General features: G+C 51.5%; 19 protein-coding genes, 2 pseudogenes and 1 other annotated feature. Of the genes and pseudogenes, 15 read left to right on the top strand and 6 right to left on the bottom strand.

The features are described 5' to 3' along the window. Window positions 1-113: 113 nt before the first annotated feature. The 4 genes from creA to creD are packed head-to-tail and all read left to right on the top strand — an operon-like array spanning window position 114 to window position 4,135. A complete protein-coding gene (creA, locus tag AC791_RS17955; protein ID WP_049841839.1) occupies window positions 114-587 on the top strand; it encodes a protein CreA in 474 nt (157 codons plus the stop codon). Between the two features lie 12 nt (window positions 588-599). Next, on the top strand, window positions 600-1,286 hold the full coding sequence (gene creB / locus AC791_RS17960; RefSeq protein ID WP_049841840.1) for a two-component system response regulator CreB: 687 nt from the start codon (window positions 600-602) through the stop codon (window positions 1,284-1,286). Next, entirely contained in the window at window positions 1,286-2,710 is a 1,425-nt protein-coding gene (creC, locus tag AC791_RS17965) for a two-component system sensor histidine kinase CreC (RefSeq protein WP_049841841.1), read from the top strand. The genes creB and creC overlap by 1 nt, the downstream gene beginning before the upstream one ends. 57 nt (window positions 2,711-2,767) lie before the next feature. Continuing rightward, window positions 2,768-4,135, top strand: coding sequence for a cell envelope integrity protein CreD (creD, locus tag AC791_RS17970; RefSeq protein WP_049841842.1), 1,368 nt, complete (start codon window positions 2,768-2,770; stop codon window positions 4,133-4,135). Between the two features lie 32 nt (window positions 4,136-4,167). On the opposite strand, the gene arcA is transcribed toward creD, so the two are convergent. Beyond that, window positions 4,168-4,884, bottom strand: coding sequence for a two-component system response regulator ArcA (gene arcA, locus AC791_RS17975; RefSeq protein WP_049841843.1), 717 nt, complete (start codon window positions 4,882-4,884; stop codon window positions 4,168-4,170). 99 nt (window positions 4,885-4,983) lie between these two features. On the opposite strand from arcA, the pseudogene yjjY reads away from it, so the two are divergent. From yjjY to thrC, 6 genes and pseudogenes are all read left to right on the top strand, one after another. After that, window positions 4,984-5,121, top strand: a pseudogene (yjjY, locus tag AC791_RS20480) (protein YjjY); the annotation flags it as partial. A gap of 399 nt (window positions 5,122-5,520) precedes the next feature. Then, a complete protein-coding gene (locus AC791_RS17980; RefSeq protein ID WP_049841844.1) occupies window positions 5,521-6,207 on the top strand; it encodes a tRNA/rRNA methyltransferase in 687 nt (228 codons plus the stop codon). 211 nt (window positions 6,208-6,418) lie between these two features. After that, window positions 6,419-6,484 carry a thr operon leader peptide gene (thrL, locus tag AC791_RS20485; RefSeq protein WP_103678381.1) on the top strand — a complete coding sequence of 22 codons (66 nt, stop codon included), beginning with the start codon at window positions 6,419-6,421 and terminating at the stop codon, window positions 6,482-6,484. Beyond that, window positions 6,420-6,539, top strand: a sequence feature (Thr leader region). (Overlaps the previous gene by 65 nt.) Before the next feature lie 25 nt (window positions 6,540-6,564). Beyond that, a complete protein-coding gene (gene thrA / locus AC791_RS17985; protein ID WP_049842042.1) occupies window positions 6,565-9,027 on the top strand; it encodes a bifunctional aspartate kinase/homoserine dehydrogenase I in 2,463 nt (820 codons plus the stop codon). A gap of 1 nt (window position 9,028) precedes the next feature. Next, complete coding sequence (gene thrB, locus AC791_RS17990; protein ID WP_049841845.1) at window positions 9,029-9,958, top strand: homoserine kinase; 930 nt, start codon at window positions 9,029-9,031, stop codon at window positions 9,956-9,958. 3 nt (window positions 9,959-9,961) lie between these two features. Next, window positions 9,962-11,248, top strand: a complete 1,287-nt coding sequence (gene thrC / locus AC791_RS17995; RefSeq protein WP_049841846.1) for a threonine synthase — start codon at window positions 9,962-9,964, stop codon at window positions 11,246-11,248. Between the two features lie 75 nt (window positions 11,249-11,323). Here thrC and yaaA read toward each other — a convergent pair whose 3' ends face one another. Both yaaA and AC791_RS18005 read right to left on the bottom strand, forming a co-directional pair. Then, window positions 11,324-12,103 (bottom strand): peroxide stress protein YaaA, encoded by a 780-nt coding sequence (yaaA, locus tag AC791_RS18000; protein ID WP_049841847.1) that lies wholly within the window; start codon window positions 12,101-12,103, stop codon window positions 11,324-11,326. Between the two features lie 81 nt (window positions 12,104-12,184). After that, window positions 12,185-13,615, bottom strand: coding sequence for an alanine/glycine:cation symporter family protein (locus AC791_RS18005; RefSeq protein ID WP_049841848.1), 1,431 nt, complete (start codon window positions 13,613-13,615; stop codon window positions 12,185-12,187). 203 nt (window positions 13,616-13,818) lie between these two features. On the opposite strand from AC791_RS18005, the gene tal reads away from it, so the two are divergent. Continuing rightward, window positions 13,819-14,772: a transaldolase gene (gene tal / locus AC791_RS18010; protein ID WP_049841849.1), complete on the top strand. Its 954-nt coding sequence runs from the start codon at window positions 13,819-13,821 to the stop codon at window positions 14,770-14,772. Window positions 14,773-14,806: 34 nt separating this feature from the next. Here the strand turns inward: tal and AC791_RS18015 are convergent, their stop codons facing one another. After that, window positions 14,807-15,016 (bottom strand): hypothetical protein, encoded by a 210-nt coding sequence (locus AC791_RS18015; protein WP_049841850.1) that lies wholly within the window; start codon window positions 15,014-15,016, stop codon window positions 14,807-14,809. A gap of 166 nt (window positions 15,017-15,182) precedes the next feature. Between AC791_RS18015 and mog the strand changes: the two genes are divergently transcribed. Then, the gene (gene mog / locus AC791_RS18020; RefSeq protein WP_049842043.1) at window positions 15,183-15,758 is read left to right on the top strand and encodes a molybdopterin adenylyltransferase; all 576 of its coding nucleotides are present in this window, start codon (window positions 15,183-15,185) and stop codon (window positions 15,756-15,758) included. 132 nt (window positions 15,759-15,890) lie between these two features. After that, window positions 15,891-17,192, top strand: a complete 1,302-nt coding sequence (locus tag AC791_RS18025) for an MFS transporter (protein WP_049841851.1) — start codon at window positions 15,891-15,893, stop codon at window positions 17,190-17,192. Between the two features lie 49 nt (window positions 17,193-17,241). Here AC791_RS18025 and satP read toward each other — a convergent pair whose 3' ends face one another. Together satP and AC791_RS20840 are read right to left on the bottom strand one after the other, a co-directional pair. Next, window positions 17,242-17,808 (bottom strand): acetate uptake transporter, encoded by a 567-nt coding sequence (gene satP / locus AC791_RS18030; protein WP_049841852.1) that lies wholly within the window; start codon window positions 17,806-17,808, stop codon window positions 17,242-17,244. A 153-nt stretch (window positions 17,809-17,961) separates the two neighbouring features. Beyond that, a pseudogene (locus AC791_RS20840) lies at window positions 17,962-18,138 on the bottom strand (hypothetical protein); the annotation flags it as partial. Window positions 18,139-18,341: 203 nt separating this feature from the next. Here AC791_RS20840 and dnaK point away from each other — a divergent pair. Both dnaK and dnaJ read left to right on the top strand, forming a co-directional pair. After that, window positions 18,342-20,255: a molecular chaperone DnaK gene (gene dnaK, locus AC791_RS18035; RefSeq protein WP_049841853.1), complete on the top strand. Its 1,914-nt coding sequence runs from the start codon at window positions 18,342-18,344 to the stop codon at window positions 20,253-20,255. A gap of 86 nt (window positions 20,256-20,341) precedes the next feature. Further along, complete coding sequence (dnaJ, locus tag AC791_RS18040) at window positions 20,342-21,475, top strand: molecular chaperone DnaJ (RefSeq protein WP_049841854.1); 1,134 nt, start codon at window positions 20,342-20,344, stop codon at window positions 21,473-21,475. The last annotated feature ends 262 nt before the right edge of the window (window positions 21,476-21,737 follow it).

Consider the following 21,737-nt stretch of genomic DNA (forward strand, 5'->3'; position numbering starts at 1 on the left):
AATGCGATTGAAGCTCGAAAGAAAAGATGATCTTTCTAATCCTGTGATCTATAAACAGTTTATTTAGAAATGTTGAATAATCACGCTGTTAAATCTTTGGAAATAGTAACAATATGAAATATAAGAGCTTAATTCTTCCCGTACTGCTGGTCACCTGCGTGCCGTTCGCACACGCTGAAGAAGTCGGGTCGGTGGACACGGTATTCAAAATGTTCGGCCCTGACCATAAAATTGTGGTTGAAGCCTTTGACGATCCGGATGTCAAAAACGTAACGTGTTATATCAGCCGCGCCAAAACGGGCGGCATCAAAGGCGGCCTGGGGCTGGCAGAAGATACCGCCGATGCGGCGATTTCGTGCCAGCAGGTAGGGCCAGTCGAACTGAGCGATAAGATAAAATCTGGCAAAACGCAGGGCGATGTGGTTTTCCAGAAACGAACGTCGCTGGTCTTTAAGAAATTGCAGGTGGTACGGTTCTACGATGCAAAACGTAACACACTGGCGTATCTGGCCTACTCAGATAAAGTTGTCGAAGGCTCGCCAAAAAATGCGTTAAGTGCCGTACCCATCATGCCGTGGAGAGAGTAACAGGGACACTTTATGCCGCCGTTAATCTGGTTAGTTGAGGATGAAGTCAGCATTGCAGAAACGCTTATCTATACGCTGCAGCAGGAGGGATTTGCGGTAAGTGCGTTTGAGCGCGGTCTGCCGGTGCTTGAGGCAATACGGGATCAGGTGCCGGATCTGATCATTCTGGATATTGGCCTGCCGGATATCAGCGGTTTTGAATTGTGTCGACAACTGCAGGCCAGTCATTCCACGCTGCCGCTTTTGTTTCTCACGGCGCGCAATGATGAGGTTGATAAACTGCTGGGGCTGGAGATGGGGGCGGATGACTATATTGCTAAACCTTTCTCCCCGCGCGAGGTGTGCGCCCGGGTACGTGTGGTACTCAGGCGCCTGCAAAAAAGCTTCGAGCCGCCCGCGCTTCAGCGTATTGGGCTGTTTGAGCTTAACGAAACCGGTGCGAATATCCGCTGGTGCGGACAAACGCTACAGCTTACTCGCTATGAATATTTGTTGCTAAAAACGCTGCTGAAGTCGCCAGGTCAGGTCTTCTCTCGTCAGCAACTCATGGATCGGGTATGGGTCGATGCGCAGGAAAGTTTTGATCGCACCGTCGATACGCATATCAAAACGCTGCGCGCTAAACTGCGTCTGGTGAATGCTGAGCTTTCTCCGGTCAATACACATCGCGGTCTGGGTTACAGTCTGGGTATTCATTAATGCGCATGGGAATGCGGTTGCTGCTGGGCTACTTTCTCATTGTCGCCGTCGCCGGCTGGTTTGTTTTTTCCATTTTTGTCCAGGAAGTAAAGCCCGGCGTGCGGCGCGCCATGGAGGGAACGCTGATTGATACCGCCACGCTGATGGCTGAACTGGCGAAAGAGGATTTACTGACGGGAAATACACAGCACGGACGGCTGGCGAAAGCATTTGTCGATCTGCACGATCGGCCTATCAAGGCCAATATCAGCGGTATCGAAAAAGTACGTAATGAATATCACCTTTATATGACTGATGCGCAGGGCAAAGTGTTATTTGACTCTGCCGGACGTGCGACAGGGCAGGATTATTCGCGCTGGAATGATGTCTGGTTAACGCTACGGGGTCAGTACGGCGCACGCAGCACTAAAAGCGACCCTGACGATCCCGACAGCACCGTTATGTATGTCGCCGCACCGATAATGCATAACGGAAAAATAGTGGGCGTACTGAGCATCGGGAAAGCCAATAATACCATGACCCCGGTTATTAAACGCAGTGAACGGCGCATTCTGTGGGCTGGTGGTGCGCTGCTGGGGATTGCCCTGATGATCGGCGGCCTGATGGTATGGTGGATTAACCGCTCCATTAGCAAGCTGGTACGCTATGCAGATTCCGTCACCCTTGAGCAGCCGGTTCCTTTGCCTGACGTCGGCAGCAGCGAGCTGCGCAAATTGGCCAGCGCGCTGGAAAGTATGCGGGTAAAACTCGAGGGAAAAAATTATATTGAACATTATGTTCACGCCCTGACCCACGAATTAAAAAGTCCGCTGGCGGCTGTTCGCGGGGCCGCTGAGATCCTCCAGGAGATGCCTCCGCCCGCCGTCGCCGCGCGTTTTACCCATAATATTCTGACCCAAAATGCCCGAATGCAGGCGCTGGTGGAAAAACTGTTGTTGCAGGCCAAAGTTGAAAGTCGCATTGAAATTCTGCCCGACACGGTTTCGCTCAATATGCTGTTTCTCGATCTCTGTGAATCGCGCGGCATCCAGATGGAACGAAAAAGGCTGACATTTGAATGCCATGAAACCGATCTTCTGGTGGCCGGGGAGGCAGAACTGCTGGCTGAGGCGCTGGGGAATCTGCTGGATAACGCCATCGATTTTACCCCGGCTGGCGGCCTGATTGCGCTTACGGCGCAGCCGCAGGAAGAAAAGGTCCTTATCCGCGTCACCGACAGCGGGAGCGGAGTACCTGTTTATGCCATCGATCGACTTTTCGAACGCTTTTATTCCTTGCCGCGTGAAGATGGGCACAAGAGTAGTGGGCTGGGATTGGCCTTCGTACGCGAGGTTGCGCGCCTGCATCGCGGAAGCATCACGTTAGTCAATCTCTCACCGTGCGGTACCGAAGCAACGCTGACACTTCACCGTCGCTTCACATAGCTTCAGCGTCACCTCACATAGCGCTTTTATGCTCTCTGTATTACAGAGGAGCATACTATGTTGAAATCACCGATTTTTATTAAAATTCTGACCCTGGCTGGCTGCATGTTATTGCTGTTAATCCCGTTAACGCTGCTTCATAGCGTTATTACCGAGCGGGCAAATTACCGGGATGATGTTGAAACAACGCTACGGCAAAGCACCAGCGGCCCACAGAAAGTCATCGGACCGCTGATTGCGATCCCGGTGACGGAGATGTACACCGTCATGCGTGAGCGCGGTGACGGTACGACTGAGCAGGTACACGAAAAGCGCACGAACCTCCATTTCTGGCTTCCGGAATCGCTGATGGTTAAAGGAAGTCAGGACGTAGAGTCGCGAAAAATTGGCATTTATGACGGCAAGGTCTGGCATGGCGATCTTTCATTTAAAGCGGATTTTGATCCGTCCCGACTTAAAGATCTGATCAACGCCGGAACGATTGTCGGCGAGCCTTTCATCGTATTGAGCGTTGGGGATGCTCGAGGAATTGGCCATGTGGGGCCAGCTATCGTCAACGGCGAACAATTTAATGCGGAGCCCGGTGCGGGCAAGTTGATCAATGAGCAGGGCGTGCATATTCCGCTGCCTTCTACTGCACTCAATGGCGATAAGTTAAGTATTGAGCTATCGCTAAACCTGAGCGGAACCGGCACATTTGCGCTGGTACCGATTGGACGTAACAGTGAGCTTTCACTTGCCAGCAACTGGCCGCATCCGGGTTTTGCCGGTAATTACCTTCCCACTAAACGTGACATCGCCACCACAGGATTTCAGGCCCAGTGGCAAAGCTCGTGGTTTGCGAATAACCTCGATAGCCACTTTTTGCGCGGTATCGATGTCAACTGGCGAGGATTACCGGCTTTTAGCGTCAATATTGCCACACCGTCGGATCAATATCAGCTGACCGATCGGGCGACAAAATATGCTATTTTGCTGATTGGCCTGACATTTATGGCATTCTTTGTGTTTGAAACGCTAACGTTATTACGGCTGCATCCAGTGCAATATTTGCTGGTAGGTCTCTCGCTGGTTATGTTCTATCTGATTTTGCTGGCGCTTTCAGAGCGTACTGGTTTTACGCCAGCCTGGATTTGCGCCAGTCTGGTGAGTGCGGCACTGAATGCCTTTTATTTGCAGGCGGTAATGAAAGGCTGGAAACGGAGCCTGCTGTTTACCGGTGCACTACTGGTACTGGATGGGGTGATGTGGCAATTGCTACGCTCAGAGGAAAACGCATTATTGCTGGGAAGCGGCGTGCTGTTTATTGCGCTAAGCGCCATTATGCTGCTGACCAAAAACGTGGACTGGAGTAACGTTTATACGCGCGGGAAAAAAGCGGTTAATGCTGAAACAGGTGATGATGAATTAAGGCTGTGGAAATAAAAAAGCGCCGCTTTGCGGCGCTTTTTTTGCCATTATTCCTGCAGATCGCCGCAGAAACGATAGCCTTCACCATGGATTGTGGCGATAATTTCCGGCGTATCCGGCGTCGATTCGAAATGTTTACGAATACGGCGGATCGTGACGTCAACCGTACGATCGTGCGGTTTCAGTTCGCGACCGGTCATTTTCTTCAGCAGCTCAGCGCGTGACTGAATTTTGCCCGGATTTTCACAGAAGTGAAGCATGGCACGAAATTCACTGCGCGGCAGCTTGTACTGATCGCCACCAGGGCTGACCAGCGAGCGGCTGTTGATGTCCAGTTCCCATCCGTTGAACTTATAGCTTTCAACACTGCGGCGCTCTTCACTAACGCTACCGAGATTCATGGTACGCGACAGCAGATTGCGAGCACGGATAGTCAGTTCGCGAGGGTTAAACGGTTTGGTAATATAGTCATCGGCACCAATTTCGAGGCCGAGAATTTTATCTACTTCGTTATCGCGACCGGTCAGGAACATCAGGGCAACGTTTGCCTGCTCGCGCAGTTCACGCGCCAGCAACAGGCCATTTTTGCCCGGTAAATTGATGTCCATAATCACCAGATTAATGTCGTACTCGGAGAGGATTTGATGCATTTCCGCGCCATCGGTGGCTTCGAAAACATCATAACCTTCCGCTTCGAAAATACTCTTCAACGTGTTGCGTGTTACCAACTCGTCTTCAACGATCAGAATGTGCGGGATCTGCATGGTTTGCTACCTAAATTGCCAACTAAATCGAAACAGGAAGTACAAAAGTCCCTGACCTGGCTAGTGCATGGTGAAAATTAACATGCGCAGCATAACAAGACTAAAGTACGTAATTGCGTTCTTGATGCACTTTCCATCAACGTCAACAACATCATTAGCTTGGTCGTGGGTACTTTCCCTCTGAACCCGACAGTGTCAAAAACGGCTGTTATCCTAACCATTTTAACAGCAACATAACAGGGCAGGAGACAGCAGACACCCAATAAAACTACGCTTCGTTGACATATATCAAGTTCAATTGTAGCACGTTAACATTTTGCAGAAACTCCTGCAGCGAAATGCTAGCGTAAATCACAATCTTTCAACAACTCAACTAGTTACTGTTGATAACTTATAAGTACAATGAATTTAAAGCGATCAATACATACAAAATATAAATAACAATAATAAACATGTAGATAAGCGTGTTCTGTTAACATACTACATTCACTAACCGCTTTGAAACAGTTTAGCTTCTTTTAAGAATGGTAAAAGACAATATCGTGATGATTGTTGCAACATTGTAAATTATCGAAGAAAAATAAGCTCGATAAGAAACGCCTTTTGGCGATCAAACTGATTAAGAAGAGATCTGAAATGCGATTAACCATTGTACTGGTGGCTCCTGCCAGAGCCGAAAATATTGGCGCAGCGGCCCGGGCGATGAAAACGATGGGATTCAGCGAGTTACGTATCGTTGACAGCGAAGCGCACCTTCACCCTGCGGCACGTCGCGTGGCACACGGCTCTACCGATATTCTGGATAACCTGACGACGTATCCTGACCTGAGCGCGGCCCTGCACGACGTGGATTTTACGGTGGCAACCACGGCGCGAAGCCGGGCAAAATATCATTACTACGCAACGCCGGCAGAGCTTGTGCCGCTTCTGGAAGAAAAAGCTGAATGGTTAACGCACGCGGCACTGGTTTTTGGACGGGAGGATTCGGGTTTAACCAATGACGAGCTGGCGCTGGCCGACATTCTCACCGGCGTGCCGATGGTTGCGGATTATCCCTCGCTTAACCTGGGCCAGGCGGTAATGGTATTCTGTTATCAATTAGCGCCACTGATGCAACAGCGTGTTTCCCACGCTACGGGCAGCGATGAGAATCAACTGAATGCCCTGCGTTCACGTTTTTCCAATCTGCTACAGACTTTGGGGGTGGCAGACGATGACAAATTAGCCGACTGGCTACAGCAGCGGATAGGGTTATTGCAGCAGCGTGATACGGCCATGCTGCACCGTTTACTCCACGATATCGAAAAAAAGCTTGCGGAGTAATATTCTAAATAAATTTACTTATTTATATTTTAATGCTGGATTTCGACGCTGTTATTGCGCAGGGCGGTTACAATTAGCTCCTTTTTTGGTGGTATCCGCATTGCCTGGAAAGTGTGATCAATTTAAAAATAAATTGACTTAGCCAGGCAGATACTTTAACCAATACAGGTATACAGGACAGACAGATAACAATGACAGAGCAAACAACATCATGATCCGCATCAGCACAACCACCATTACCACAATCACAATTACCACAGGTAATGGTGCGGGCTGACGCGTACAGGAAAAACAGAAAAAAGCCCGCACCGAACAGTGCGGGCTTTTTTTTCGCAAAAAAATCAAGGGGTCATTACCATGCGAGTGTTGAAGTTTGGCGGTACATCAGTGGCAAATGCAGAACGCTTTCTGCGGGTTGCCGATATTCTGGAGAGTAATGCCAGGCAGGGGCAGGTTGCGACCGTTCTCTCTGCCCCGGCAAAAATCACCAACCACCTGGTGGCGATGATTGAAAAAACCATTAGTGGGCAAGATACGCTGACCAATATTAGCGATGCTGAACGTATCTTTGCCGATCTGCTCCAGGGTCTCGCCGATGCTCAGGCTGATTTTCCCCTTGCTCAGCTAAAAACCGTCGTTGAGTACGAGTTCGCCCAGATTAAACATGTCCTGCATGGTATTAGTTTGCTGAATCAGTGCCCGGACAGCGTCAACGCCGCGCTTATTTGTCGGGGTGAAAAACTGTCGATTGCCATTATGGCGGGGCTGTTACAGGCGCGCGGGCATAATGTGACGGTTATCGATCCTGTTGAAAAACTGCTGGCGGTCGGGCACTACCTGGAGTCAACGGTTGATATTGCTGAATCCACACGCCGTATTGTGGCAAGTCAAATCCCGGCAGACCATATGATTTTAATGGCCGGCTTTACTGCAGGTAATGAGAAAGGCGAGTTAGTGGTGCTGGGCCGGAACGGGTCCGATTATTCCGCGGCGGTGCTGGCAGCCTGTCTGCGTGCCGATTGCTGTGAGATCTGGACCGATGTTGACGGTGTCTATACCTGCGATCCGCGCCAGGTGCCGGACGCACGTCTGCTCAAATCCATGTCTTATCAGGAAGCTATGGAGCTGTCTTATTTCGGTGCAAAAGTCCTGCACCCGCGCACCATCGCGCCGATCGCTCAATTTCAAATTCCGTGCCTGATTAAGAATACCGGCAACCCTCAGGCGCCGGGTACGCTGATCGGCGCGAATGGCAATGAAGATGGTCTGCCGGTAAAAGGCATCTCCAATCTGAATAATATGGCGATGTTTAACGTTTCCGGCCCGGGAATGAAAGGTATGATCGGCATGGCCGCGCGAGTATTTGCCACCATGTCGCGCGCCGGAATTTCAGTAGTATTAATCACCCAGTCCTCTTCCGAATACAGCATCAGCTTTTGTGTGCCTCAGGCCGACTGCCTGCGCGCGCAGCGGGCAATGCGCGATGAGTTTTACCTTGAACTAAAAGAAGGCTTGCTTGAGCCGCTGGCCATTATGGAGCGTCTGGCGATCATTTCGGTGGTGGGGGATGGAATGCGTACCCTGCGCGGTATCTCGGCCAAATTTTTTGCCGCGCTGGCGCGTGCCAATATTAATATTGTCGCCATTGCGCAGGGCTCCTCCGAGCGCTCTATTTCGGTGGTAGTCAATAACGATGATGTGACGACCGGCGTGCGCGTAACGCATCAGATGCTGTTTAACACCGATCAGGTGATCGAAGTGTTCCTGATTGGCGTGGGCGGCGTGGGCGGGGCACTGCTCGAGCAGATCAAACGCCAGCAGGCATGGCTGAAAGGTAAGCATATTGATTTACGCGTTTGCGGCGTAGCAAACTCAAAGGCGCTACTCACTAACGTTCACGGTCTGAATCTGGAAAACTGGCAGAATGAACTGGCGGATGCGAAAGACCCCTTCAACCTGGGGCGTTTGATTCGTCTGGTCAAAGAATATCATCTGCTTAACCCGGTCATTGTTGATTGTACCTCCAGTCAAATCGTTGCCGATCAGTATGCTGATTTCCTGCGCGAAGGTTTCCACGTCGTAACGCCGAATAAAAAGGCGAATACCTCGTCAATGGATTATTACCATCAGCTGCGCCATGCCGCCGGGCATTCACGACGTAAATTTCTCTACGATACCAACGTCGGCGCCGGGCTTCCGGTGATAGAGAACTTACAGAACCTGCTGAATGCCGGCGATGAGCTTCAGCACTTCTCCGGGATCCTTTCCGGCTCGCTGTCATTTATTTTTGGCAAGCTCGATGAGGGGATGAGTCTGTCGGAAGCGACCCGTATAGCACGCGAAATGGGCTATACCGAGCCGGACCCGCGCGACGATCTGTCCGGAATGGACGTTGCGCGCAAGCTGCTTATTCTGGCGCGTGAAACCGGCCGCAGTCTTGAACTGAGTGATATGGTGATTGAGTCCGTGCTGCCGGAGAGCTTTGATGCCTCCGGAGATACCGACAGTTTTATGGCGCGGTTGCCACAGCTGGATGACGGTTTCTCCGCTCGCGTGGCAAAAGCGCGTGATGAAGGTAAGGTTCTGCGCTATGTTGGCAATATCGAAGAAGATGGCGTCTGTCGGGTAAAAATTGCCGAAGTAGACGGCAATGATCCGCTGTATAAAGTGAAAAATGGTGAGAATGCGCTGGCATTTTATAGTCACTATTATCAGCCCATCCCGCTGGTGCTGCGCGGTTACGGTGCAGGTAACGACGTCACGGCGGCAGGGGTATTTGCTGACCTGCTGCGTACGCTTTCATGGAAGTTAGGAGTCTGACATGGTTAAAGTTTATGCCCCGGCCTCAAGTGCCAATATGAGCGTCGGATTTGACGTGCTGGGCGCGGCGGTAACGCCCATCGACGGCTCCCTGCTGGGCGATACCGTTGCGGTTGAAGCCGCAGAGCGTTTCAGCGTCGAGAATAAAGGCCGTTTCGCCAATAAACTGCCGGCTGAACCCCGTGAGAATATTGTTTATCAATGCTGGGAGCGCTTTTGTCAGGAGATTGGCAAAACGGTGCCGGTAACCATGACGCTGGAAAAAAACATGCCGATTGGTTCCGGTCTTGGCTCCAGCGCCTGTTCGGTAGTGGCGGCGCTGGTTGCCATGAATGAATACTGCGGCAAGCCGCTGAATGATACGCGGATGCTGGCATTAATGGGGGAACTGGAGGGGCGTATCTCCGGCAGCGTCCATTATGATAACGTCGCTCCCTGTTTTCTCGGTGGCATGCAGTTGATGATCGAAGAAAACGGCATTATCAGCGAGCAGGTGCCAGGCTTTGATGAGTGGCTATGGGTGCTGGCCTATCCGGGTATTGTCGTTTCTACCGCCGAAGCGCGTGCGATCCTGCCCGCGCAATATCGCCGCCAGGATTGTATTGCACACGGTCGCCACCTGGCTGGATTCATTCACGCCTGTTATTCGCGCCAGCCGCTGCTGGCCGCGAAACTGATGAAAGATGTGATTGCTGAGCCCTATCGCGCCAAACTGCTGCCCGGCTTTAATGACGCACGTCAGGCCGTAACGGAGATGGGAGCGTTGGCCTGCGGTATCTCCGGTTCCGGTCCGACGTTATTTGCGCTGTGCGATAAAGCCGGGACCGCACAACGTGTGGCAGACTGGCTGGGTAAACACTATCTCCAGAATCAGGAAGGCTTTGTTCATATTTGCCAGCTGGATACGGCAGGCGCACGAGTCGTAGGATAACTAATGAAACTCTATAACCTTAAAGATCATAACGAGCAGGTTAGCTTTGCTCAGGCCGTTACCCAAGGGCTGGGCAAGCAGCAGGGACTGTTTTTTCCGCACGATCTGCCTGAATTTAGCCTGACGGAAATTGATGAAATGCTGACTGAGGATTTTGTCAGCCGCAGCGCAAAAATTCTTAGTGCATTTATCGGCGATGAGATCCCGTCTACCGTACTTAAACAACGTATCGGTGCGGCATTTACTTTTCCGGCACCGGTGAAGCCGGTGACAGAAGACATCGGCTGTCTGGAGCTATTCCACGGGCCGACGCTGGCATTTAAAGATTTTGGCGGACGTTTTATGGCGCAAATGCTAACCCATATCAGCGGAGATAAGCCGGTCACTATTCTGACCGCGACGTCCGGCGATACCGGTGCGGCAGTGGCCCATGCTTTCTATGGCCTGCCAAACGTACGGGTCGTGATCCTCTATCCCCGCGGCAAAATCAGTCCGTTGCAGGAAAAATTATTCTGTACGCTGGGTGGCAACATTGAAACCGTGGCGATTGACGGCGATTTCGATGCCTGTCAGGCCCTGGTAAAACAGGCATTTGATGATGAAGAGTTGAAAGCCGCGCTGGGGTTAAACTCGGCCAACTCGATCAATATCAGCCGTCTGCTGGCGCAGATTTGCTACTACTTCGAAGCCGTGGCGCAACTCCCGCAGGAGGCGCGTAATCAGCTGGTGATCTCCGTTCCCAGCGGTAATTTTGGCGATCTCACGGCCGGGCTGCTGGCGAAATCGCTGGGGCTACCGGTTAAACGCTTTATTGCCGCAACCAATGCTAACGACACGGTGCCGCGTTTTCTGCATGCGGGCAAATGGGAGCCAAACGCCACGCAGGCAACCCTGTCGAATGCAATGGACGTCAGCCAGCCAAACAACTGGCCGCGGGTGGAGGAGATTTTCCGGCGTAAAATCTGGCGGCTTAATGAGCTGGGCTACGCGGCGGTAGATGATGAGACTACAAAAGCGGCAATGCACGAACTTCGGGCGCTTGGCTATATTTCCGAGCCGCACGCGGCCATTGCGTATCGCGCGCTGCGCGACCAGTTGCAACCAGGCGAATACGGACTGTTCCTTGGCACTGCGCATCCGGCAAAATTTAAAGAAAGCGTGGAAACGATTCTGGGTGAAACGCTGCCGCTGCCTGCGGAACTTGCGGAAAGGGCCGATTTACCGCTGTTATCGCACACTTTGCCTGCAGATTTTGCCGCTCTGCGCCAGTTGATGATGGCAAGAGGCTAAGCCATTAGTCCATTTAACGCCGGGCAACGCTGCGTTTGCCCGGTTTTTTTATGGTCTGCCGTGGGTGTCTTCGATTTACACCGCGTGCTCGCGGCGTTTAAAGACCAGCTCGCCGTTTACTGACGCTTCTTCATCAAAGACATAGCCTTCCTCATTAAATTCGCGAAGCTGCTCAGGCGTCGTCAGGCGATTTTTAATTATGAAGCGGCTCATCAGACCACGCGCTTTCTTGGCATAAAAACTGATTACTTTGAACTTACCGTTCTTTTCGTCCAGGAAAACGGGCTTTATGATGACGGCATTCAGTTTTTTCGGCTTAACCGCTTTAAAATACTCCTCTGACGCCAGGTTAACGATCACCCGATCGTGCCGGGCATCCAGAGCTTCTGACAGCTTATCGGTAATGATGTCGCCCCAGAATTGATAAAGATCCTTACCCCGGAGAGTGGCAAAACGGATACCCATCTCCAGACGGTAGGGCTGCATCAGATCCAGCGGACGCAGAACGCCGTACAGGCCAGAGAGCATTCGCAGGTGTTGCTGGGCAAAGTCAAAGTCTGTCTCACTGAATGTGTGCGCCTGAAGACCGGTATAAACATCGCCTTTAAAGGCGAGGATCGCCTGGCGGGCATTTTCCAGCGTAAACTCAGGTTGCCAGTCGTGAAAGCGAGTGGCATTCAGATCGGCAAGCTTGTCGCTGATACTCATTAAACTGGCAATTTGTGCTGCCGTCAGCTTACGCGCAACCTCAATCAACTGTTGTGAATGGTCCAGCAGTTCAGGCTGCGTAAAATTTTTCGTGGCAAGCGGGCTTTGGTAATCCAGCGTTTTTGCAGGTGAAATCAGAATCAGCATCGTTAATCCTTACGGCATATTATTATTGCCCGACTTTAGCAAAAAAAAGGCTGCAAGTCGGCGATGACTGTGATTGCCATACTATTGCTTTGGCAGGTTGTCCCATGCTCCCGATGTCAGTTGCTGATGAAGATCCGGATAACGTTGCGGATCAAATACCGGGCGCACGCCTAATTTGCGCTGGCGCAAATAGTCATTGGCAATAAGACGCACGACGGGTGACAGCAGCAGAATGGCGGTCAGATTAGTCAGGGCCATCAATGCCATTGCAATATTGGCCAATTGCCATACCAGTGGAAAGCTGAGCAGCGATCCAGCGACAATCATGATGAATGTTGTGGCACGCAGGGCCCGTCGCGCCCATGGCGTATCAAGACGCAGAAAAACTAAATTATTCTCCGCATACAAATAATTTCCCACAATAGATGTGAAAGCCAATAGCGCCACCACAATGGCGACAAATCCGGGACCAGCATCGCCAATAAGCATGACCATTGCCTGCTGAATGCGCTGGATACCGTCGGCAGCAGTATGCAGGGTATTCGGACCTGCCAGCAGGACAATCAGAGCACTACAGGTTGAGAGAATAAAGGTATCAATAAACACGCCAATCATCTGCACAATGCCCTGTGCCGCCGGGTGTGGAGGCCATGAAGAGGCAGCAGCGGCAACATTGGGCGTAGAACCAATCCCGGCTTCATTAGAAAACATGCCGCGCTGAAAACCGCTGGTAAGCGCCTGACTTACCGTATACCCGGCCGCACCCGCTGCCGCTTCATGCCAGCCGAACGCGCTTTTCACGATGGTGGCAATCGTCTCTGGCAGGGCGGCAATATGCCATGTGCTAATCAACAGGCTCGTGGCCACCCAGAAAATCACCATTACCGGTACCAGCCATTGCATCATTCTTACAACCCTGCGCAACCCTCCGGTTATTATTAACAGAATCAGCACAGCCAGAATGATGCCGGTGACCAGCGAGGGCATCGTAAAGGCGTAATTGAGGGCACTGGCAACAGAGTTTGCCTGAATAGTATTAAAAACCAGGCCGTAAGAGAGCAGTAAAAACAGCGAAAAAAGGATGCCCATCCAGCGCATTCCTAACCCATGCGCCATATACCACGCCGGTCCACCACGAAATTGCCCTGCGGCATCACGCTGTTTATAAAGCTGAGAAAGCGAGCATTCAGCAAAGCTGATGGCCATGCCGGTGAGGCCGGAGATCCACATCCAGAAGATGGCTCCCGGGCCGCCTGTGGCGATAGCCAGCGAGATCCCAGCCAGATTTCCACTACCTGCGCGCGCGGCAAGACTGGTACACAGCGCCTGGAAAGAGGTTAATCCTCCTGGCTGAGGGGTGAGACTGTTTTTCAGACTTTTACTGTAGTGGCGCAGATAGCGAAACTGAATGAAGCCTGTACGGAAAGTAAACCATATGCCGGCGCCCGCCAGCAGATAGATCATCATCGATCCCCAAATGACGTCGTTAATAAACTGTAGAAAATCAGGCATTAAACGTCCTCTTGTTTATGCCGGTACGCTAATGTAAGCGCTACCACTTATGGGACAGGAATTGCCTGTCCGGTAATACATCGGCGGAGTCTATCACACTCTGTAAGGTCATACCGTCGCGGTTGCGCTGAGAGTGGGTCGTGATATTATCAGGGCAGACCGGTTACATCCCCCTAACAAGCTGTTTAAAGAGAAACTCTATCATGACGGACAAATTGACCTCCCTGCGTCAGTACACCACCGTGGTGGCTGACACCGGAGATATCGCGGCAATGAAGCTGTATCAGCCGCAGGATGCAACAACCAACCCTTCTCTGATCCTTGGCGCTGCGCAAATTCCTGAATACCGCAAGCTGATTGACGATGCCGTAACCTGGGCGCGTAGCCAAAGCAGCGACCACGCCCAGCAAATCGTTGATGCCAGCGATAAACTGGCGGTGAATATCGGACTGGAAATTCTTAAGCTGGTTCCGGGCCGTATTTCAACTGAAGTGGATGCGCGTCTTTCCTATGACACTGAAGCTTCTATCGTAAAAGCTAAGCGTCTGATTAAGCTGTATAACGATGCGGGTATCAGTAATGACCGTATCTTGATCAAACTGGCTTCAACCTGGCAGGGTATTCGTGCCGCAGAACAGCTCGAAAAAGAAGGCATCAACTGTAACCTGACGCTGCTATTCTCTTTTGCGCAGGCTCGCGCGTGTGCGGAAGCGGGCGTTTATCTGATTTCGCCATTTGTTGGTCGTATTCTTGACTGGTACAAAACCAATACCGATAAAAAAGAGTACGCGCCAGCAGAAGATCCGGGCGTGGTGTCAGTGACAGAGATCTACGAATACTACAAACAGCACGGCTACGAAACGGTCGTGATGGGTGCAAGCTTCCGTAACCTCGGTGAAATTCTGGAGCTGGCGGGCTGCGATCGTCTGACCATTGCTCCAGCATTGCTTAAAGAGCTGGCAGAAAGCGAAGGCACTATTGAGCGTAAATTGTCGTTTAACGGTGAAGTCAAAGCCCGTCCGGAACGCATTACCGAAGCGCAGTTCCTGTGGCAGCACAACCAGGACCCGATGGCAGTTGATAAACTGGCCGACGGTATCCGCAAGTTTGCTGTAGACCAGGAAAAACTGGAAAAAATGATCGGCGATCTGCTGTAATCATGATGGCCGGTAGCCACTACCGGCCAACGTTTTATTTTATGGATCGGCGTGCAGCGGCGTGACGCAGTAACGAAAACTCTTCTTCTGCAATCCCGGTCAATGCGATAACCGTCTGCTCATCAAACCCGTTTTCCAGCATCGCACGTGCAATCTTTAACCTCGCTTCACGTTCGCCAGCCCGCTTACCCTGCTCAATGCCTTTTCTAAGGCCAATATCGTCCAGGTGCTCTGCCATCGTCATCGGTTCATCTCCATGTCGGGGAATGCGTTGTGCGTGTTTATACAAAATCGCCTGGCGTTTTGTGTACTTCCCCGTGAAATGTCAGTCGCAGCCTGCGTTGATGCGTCGTATTACGTGACGTTCGCGTGTATTATTTCGGGAAAATGCCTTCCAGAAGAGAGTAATGATGAACACGTTACGCATTGGCTTAGTTTCTATTTCCGATCGCGCTTCCAGCGGCGTCTATCAGGACAAAGGTCTTCCGGCACTCGAAGCCTGGCTGGAGACCGCGCTAACCACCCCTTATGAAATTCAGACGCGTTTAATTCCCGATGAGCAAAGTATCATTGAGCAAACGCTCTGCGAGCTGGTAGATGAAATGAGTTGCCACCTGGTACTGACGACCGGTGGAACCGGCCCGGCCCGTCGTGACGTTACGCCGGATGCCACACTGGCGGTGGCCGATCGCGAAATGCCCGGCTTTGGTGAGCAAATGCGGCAAATCAGCCTGCAATTTGTTCCGACCGCAATCCTTTCCCGCCAAGTGGGGGTGATCCGCAAGCAGGCATTGATCCTGAATTTGCCCGGGCAGCCTAAATCTATTCAGGAAACGCTGGAAGGGGTGAAAGATGCGGAAGGCAACGTCTCTGTGCCGGGTATCTTCGCAAGTGTACCGTATTGTATACAGTTGCTGGAGGGGCCATATGTCGAAACGAACAGTAAGGTAATCGCCGCTTTTAGGCCAAAAAGCGCGAGAAAGTAGGGATTTTATAGCAGGTTTTACCGCTGTCTTTTTAACGCGGTGACTATTTTGGTATTGATTTATTTACTGTGCAGTAATTTTTAGTTTACATGTTATGGTGGACATCTTCTTCCCGATGATAAAGGGTCGTCTATGTCGACAACTATACGCACATTGAATCGCCAGGATTATAAAACGCTCACGCTCGCCGCCCTCGGCGGAGCGCTGGAGTTTTATGATTTTATTATCTTCGTCTTCTTTGCTGCGGTCGTCGGTGAACTTTTCTTCCCTGCCGATATTCCTGAGTGGCTGCGCCAGGTACAGACGTTCGGCATCTTCGCTGCCGGATACCTGGCCCGGCCACTAGGCGGAATTATCATGGCCCACTTTGGCGATCTGGTCGGGCGTAAAAAGATGTTTACCTTGAGCATCTTATTGATGGCCCTGCCGACGCTGGCAATTGGCCTGCTACCGACCTACGCCACGGCTGGATTAGCTGCCCCATTGCTACTACTACTCATGCGTATCCTCCAGGGCGCGGCTATTGGTGGCGAAGTTCCAGGCGCATGGGTTTTCGTTGCCGAGCATGTGCCGGAAGGACGCATCGGTATCGCCTGCGGCACGTTGACCGCGGGCCTGACGGTCGGGATCTTACTGGGATCGGTTGTGGCTACTCTCGTCAACACGACGATGAGCCAGCAAACGCTTCATGATATCGGCTGGCGTCTGCCGTTTTTGCTGGGAGGTGCATTTGGCCTTATAGCCATGTACTTACGCCGCTGGCTGCAGGAAACGCCGGTTTTTCTTGAGATGCAGCAGCGTAAAATCCTGGCGCAGGAGCTGCCGGTGAAATCCGTTATTGTCCGGCACAAGAAAGCGGTGATGGTTTCAATGCTGCTCACCTGGCTATTATCTGCGGGAATTGTGGTGGTGATCCTGATGTCGCCGGTATGGTTGCAAAAGCAATATGGCTTTGCGCCTGCAGTAACCCTGAAAGCGAATAGTATTGCGACGATCATGCTCTGCATTGGCTGTCTGCTTGCCGGGCTGGCGGCCGATCGCTTTGGTGCCAGTAAGACGTTTATTACGGGCAGCGTCATGCTGGGAGGCTCCAGCTGGGTGTTTTATCACTTTGCCGGCCTCTATCCCCAACAGCTATTTTTATTATACGGTCTGGTGGGGCTTTGTGTCGGAGTAGTAGGGGCGGTACCTTACGTGATGGTCAATGCTTTTCCACCCACCGTGCGTTTCTCCGGTATTTCATTTTCCTACAATGTCTCGTATGCCATTTTTGGTGGTCTGACGCCGATTGCCGTCACCATGCTAATGGGCGTTTCACCCATGGCCCCGGCCTGGTACATTTTGGGATTGTCACTTGTAGGGATCGTGCTCGGCATACTGTTGAAACAGGACGTGAGAAAGGGGCGGGTACAAGAGGTATTACAGCGTTCGTGATCCCGCGTGTGAATGGCGGGTACGCTTAAGGTACCCGCCAGAGACATGATTAATGCTTCTCGCCAATCGGTAATACCGTACGGCCAAACTGCTCGTTCAGTACTTCACCCATCGCCAGATAAATTGCGCTTGCACCACAGACCAGACCTACCCAGCCAGCAATGTGGATAATGCCTTCGTTACCACCAATATTGCCAACAGCCAGCAGGGCAAACAGTACGGTCAGGCTCAGGAAGACAAATGACAACACTCTTGCGCCCTTCAACGTACCGAAGAACATAAACAGTGTGAATACGCCCCACAGACCCAGGTAAGCGCCGAGGAACTGCGCGTCAGGGGCATCGGTCAGGCCCATTTTTGGCATGAGCAGGATTGCCACCAGCGTTAGCCAGAAAGAACCGTAAGAGGTAAAGGCCGTCAGACCAAACGTGTTCCCTTTTTTAAATTCCAGCAGACCTGCAAAAATCTGTGCAATACCACCGTAAAAAATACCCATCGCCAGAATAATACCGTCGAAGGGGAAAATCCCCGCATTGTGCAGGTTCAGCAAAATAGTGGTCATGCCAAAACCCATCAAGCCCAGCGGAGCCGGATTAGCCAACTTAGTGTTGCCCATAATTCCTCAAAAAACGTATAAATGTAGAGTGAAAAAGATTTGCCCAGCAAACCCACTTAAAAGCGGGCGCAGCATCATAATCGGGCATAAGTACGCTGTCTATGATCTACCCGGGGTAAAAAGAGGATTTTTTACCCCTGTCGCAGGGACGTATCAGGAGTGCTGAACCGCAATAAGTCTGCGCAGGCAGGCTATCCGCAATACGGCCGGAATAGTAACGCGCCAGGCGGTCCCGCTAACGGCTTTGAGGCTATTAAATGCCGCGCTAGCCGGGCTACCCAGGCCCGCGCCACGCGGTAAACCGTGTCCAGTGACGCTTACAGCGGCGTGATGGTACGGGTACCACCTGACGGGGCTCGCGCAAAAATTTTTTCATCTCCCCCCTTGATGCCGGACATAGCGACCCCATCTTGTACTCAACCGCAGTGAATGAGCCTGAAAAAAAACGAATTAAGGCAGTTGAAACGGCACGTTTCGCCCTTATTACAGGTTCACAACCACATGTTGACTGAATTTTTAGTGGAGACGTTTAGATGGGTAAAATTATTGGTATCGACCTGGGTACTACCAACTCTTGTGTAGCGATTATGGACGGCACAACAGCACGCGTGCTGGAGAACGCCGAAGGCGATCGCACCACGCCTTCTATCATTGCTTATACCCAGGATGGTGAAACTCTTGTTGGTCAGCCGGCTAAACGTCAGGCAGTGACAAACCCGCAAAACACATTGTTTGCGATCAAACGCCTGATTGGCCGTCGCTTCCAGGACGAAGAAGTACAGCGTGATGAAGCCATCATGCCGTACAAAATTATCGGTGCTGACAATGGCGATGCATGGATCGACGTGAAGGGCCAGAAAATGGCTCCGCCGCAGATCTCTGCTGAAGTACTGAAAAAAATGAAGAAAACAGCTGAAGATTACCTGGGTGAACCGGTAACGGAAGCAGTTATCACCGTTCCTGCTTACTTTAACGACGCTCAGCGTCAGGCGACCAAAGACGCCGGCCGTATTGCAGGTCTGGAAGTAAAACGTATCATCAACGAACCGACCGCAGCAGCGCTGGCTTATGGTCTGGATAAAGAAGTTGGCAACCGTACTATCGCGGTTTACGACCTCGGCGGTGGTACTTTCGATATCTCTATTATCGAAATCGACGAAGTTGACGGCGAAAAAACGTTTGAAGTTCTGGCGACCAATGGTGACACCCACCTGGGTGGTGAAGACTTCGATAGCCGCATGATCAACTACCTCGTTGACGAGTTTAAGAAAGATCAGGGCATTGACCTGCGTAACGATCCGCTGGCTATGCAGCGCCTGAAAGAAGCCGCAGAAAAAGCGAAAATTGAGCTGTCTTCTGCACAGCAGACTGACGTTAACCTGCCGTACATTACCGCAGACGCGTCTGGTCCAAAACATATGAACATCAAAGTGACGCGTGCGAAACTGGAAAGCCTGGTCGAAGACCTGGTCAACCGTTCTATTGAGCCGCTGAAAGTTGCGCTGCAGGATGCGGGTCTGTCCGTATCTGAAATCCAGGACGTTATCCTGGTTGGTGGTCAAACGCGTATGCCAATGGTTCAGAAGAAAGTGGCTGAATTCTTTGGTAAAGAGCCGCGTAAAGACGTTAACCCGGATGAAGCCGTTGCTATCGGTGCGGCTGTTCAGGGTGGTGTATTGACGGGTGAAGTTAAAGACGTACTGCTGCTGGACGTTACTCCGCTGTCGCTGGGTATCGAAACTATGGGCGGTGTCATGACTGCACTGATCAGCAAAAATACCACTATCCCGACCAAGCACAGCCAGGTGTTCTCTACCGCTGAAGATAATCAGTCTGCGGTAACCATCCATGTGCTGCAGGGTGAACGTAAACGTGCCGCGGATAACAAAGATCTGGGTCAGTTCAACCTCGATGGTATTAGCCCGGCACCGCGCGGTATGCCGCAGATCGAAGTCACCTTCGATATTGATGCCGACGGTATTCTGCACGTTTCCGCAAAAGATAAAAACAGCGGTAAAGAGCAGAAAATCACCATCAAGGCGTCTTCTGGGCTCAATGAAGCTGAAATCGAAAAAATGGTTCGTGAAGCGGAAGCAAATGCTGAATCAGACCGTAAGTTCGAAGAGCTGGTTCAGACGCGTAACCAGGGCGATCATCTGCTGCACAGCACCCGCAAGCAGGTTGAAGAAGCAGGTGACCAGTTGCCAGCAGATGACAAAACGGCTATTGAAACCGCACTGAGCGCGCTGGAAACGTCTTTGAGAGGCGAAGACAAAGCCGATATCGAAGCGAAGATGCAGGAGCTGGCGCAGGCTTCTCAGAAGCTGATGGAAATCGCCCAGCAGCAGCACGCACAGCAGCAGGCTGGTGCTGACGCTTCTCAGGACACCGCTAAAGACGACGATGTGGTCGATGCTGAGTTCGAAGAAGTTAAAGATAAAAAATAATCGCCCTGATGCAGGGTAATTAATCAGCACGGGCGAAGAGGTTTCCTCTCCGCCCGTGCTCGTATGTTAAGGGGCTGAAAATACCAATGGCAAAGCAAGATTATTATGAGATTTTAGGCGTTCCGAAAACGGCGGATGAGCGTGAAATCAAGAAGGCGTATAAGCGCCTGGCCATGAAGTTTCATCCGGACCGTAACCAGGGTGACAAAGAGGCCGAAGCCAAATTCAAAGAAATTAAAGAAGCATATGAAATTCTGACCGATGCGCAGAAACGTGCTGCTTACGATCAATATGGCCACGCGGCATTCGAGCAGGGTGGCATGGGCGGCGGCGGCGGTTTTGGCGGCGGTGCTGATTTTGGCGATATCTTCGGTGATGTTTTTGGCGATATCTTTGGTGGGGGGCGTGGTCGTCAGCGTGCTTCGCGCGGGTCAGACCTGCGCTATAACATGGATCTAACGCTCGAAGAGGCCGTACGCGGCGTGACTAAAGAGATCCGTATCCCGACGCTGGAAGAGTGCGATCTCTGCCACGGTAGCGGCGCTAAAAAAGGTACCCAGCCGCAGACGTGCCCGACCTGTCACGGTTCCGGTCAGGTACAGATGCGTCAGGGATTCTTCGCGGTTCAGCAGGCGTGTCCGCACTGTCAGGGACGCGGGACGTTAATTAAAGATCCGTGTACCAAATGCCACGGTCACGGCCGCGTAGAGAAAAGCAAAACGCTGTCCGTTAAAATTCCGGCAGGGGTTGATACGGGCGACCGTATTCGTCTGACTGGTGAAGGTGAAGCCGGCGAGCATGGCGCACCGGCCGGGGATCTGTATGTTCAGGTGCAGGTAAAACAGCATCCTATTTTTGAGCGTGAAGGAAATAATCTGTATTGCGAAGTACCGATTAACTTTGCGATGGCAGCGCTGGGCGGTGAAATTGAAGTGCCGACGCTGGATGGCCGCGTGAAACTGAAAGTCCCGGGCGAAACCCAGACCGGCAAACTGTTCCGTATGCGCGGTAAAGGCGTGAAGTCAGTACGCGGCGGAGCGCAGGGCGATTTGTTATGCCGTGTCGTCGTGGAGACTCCTGTGGGCCTTAACGAAAAGCAGAAGCAGTTGTTAAAAGATTTGCAGGATAGCTTCGGCGGCCCAACCGGAGAGCACAATAGCCCGCGATCCAAAAGTTTCTTTGATGGTGTGAAGAAGTTTTTTGATGATTTGACTCGCTAATATCATTTACCTATGTAGAAGCCCGGGTCCTGCCCCGGGCTTTTTTATGCCCATCATTCTATTCTCGATGTGTCCGCCGAACCTGGCATTATTCATGTTCATATTAATAGAGGCGCTCAATTCCCCCTGTGGTATAGAACAGAGCCATAGTCTCAAATTTGTTAAAAATGATATTTTTTAGCTAAATATATATGTTGTTCAAGTGAAGCTATTTTGTGGATTAATTGTTCTCAACAAACGCCATAATCTCATCAGCAAGATT

Source organism: Klebsiella sp. RIT-PI-d, from assembly GCF_001187865.1.
Lineage (GTDB): Bacteria > Pseudomonadota > Gammaproteobacteria > Enterobacterales > Enterobacteriaceae > Superficieibacter.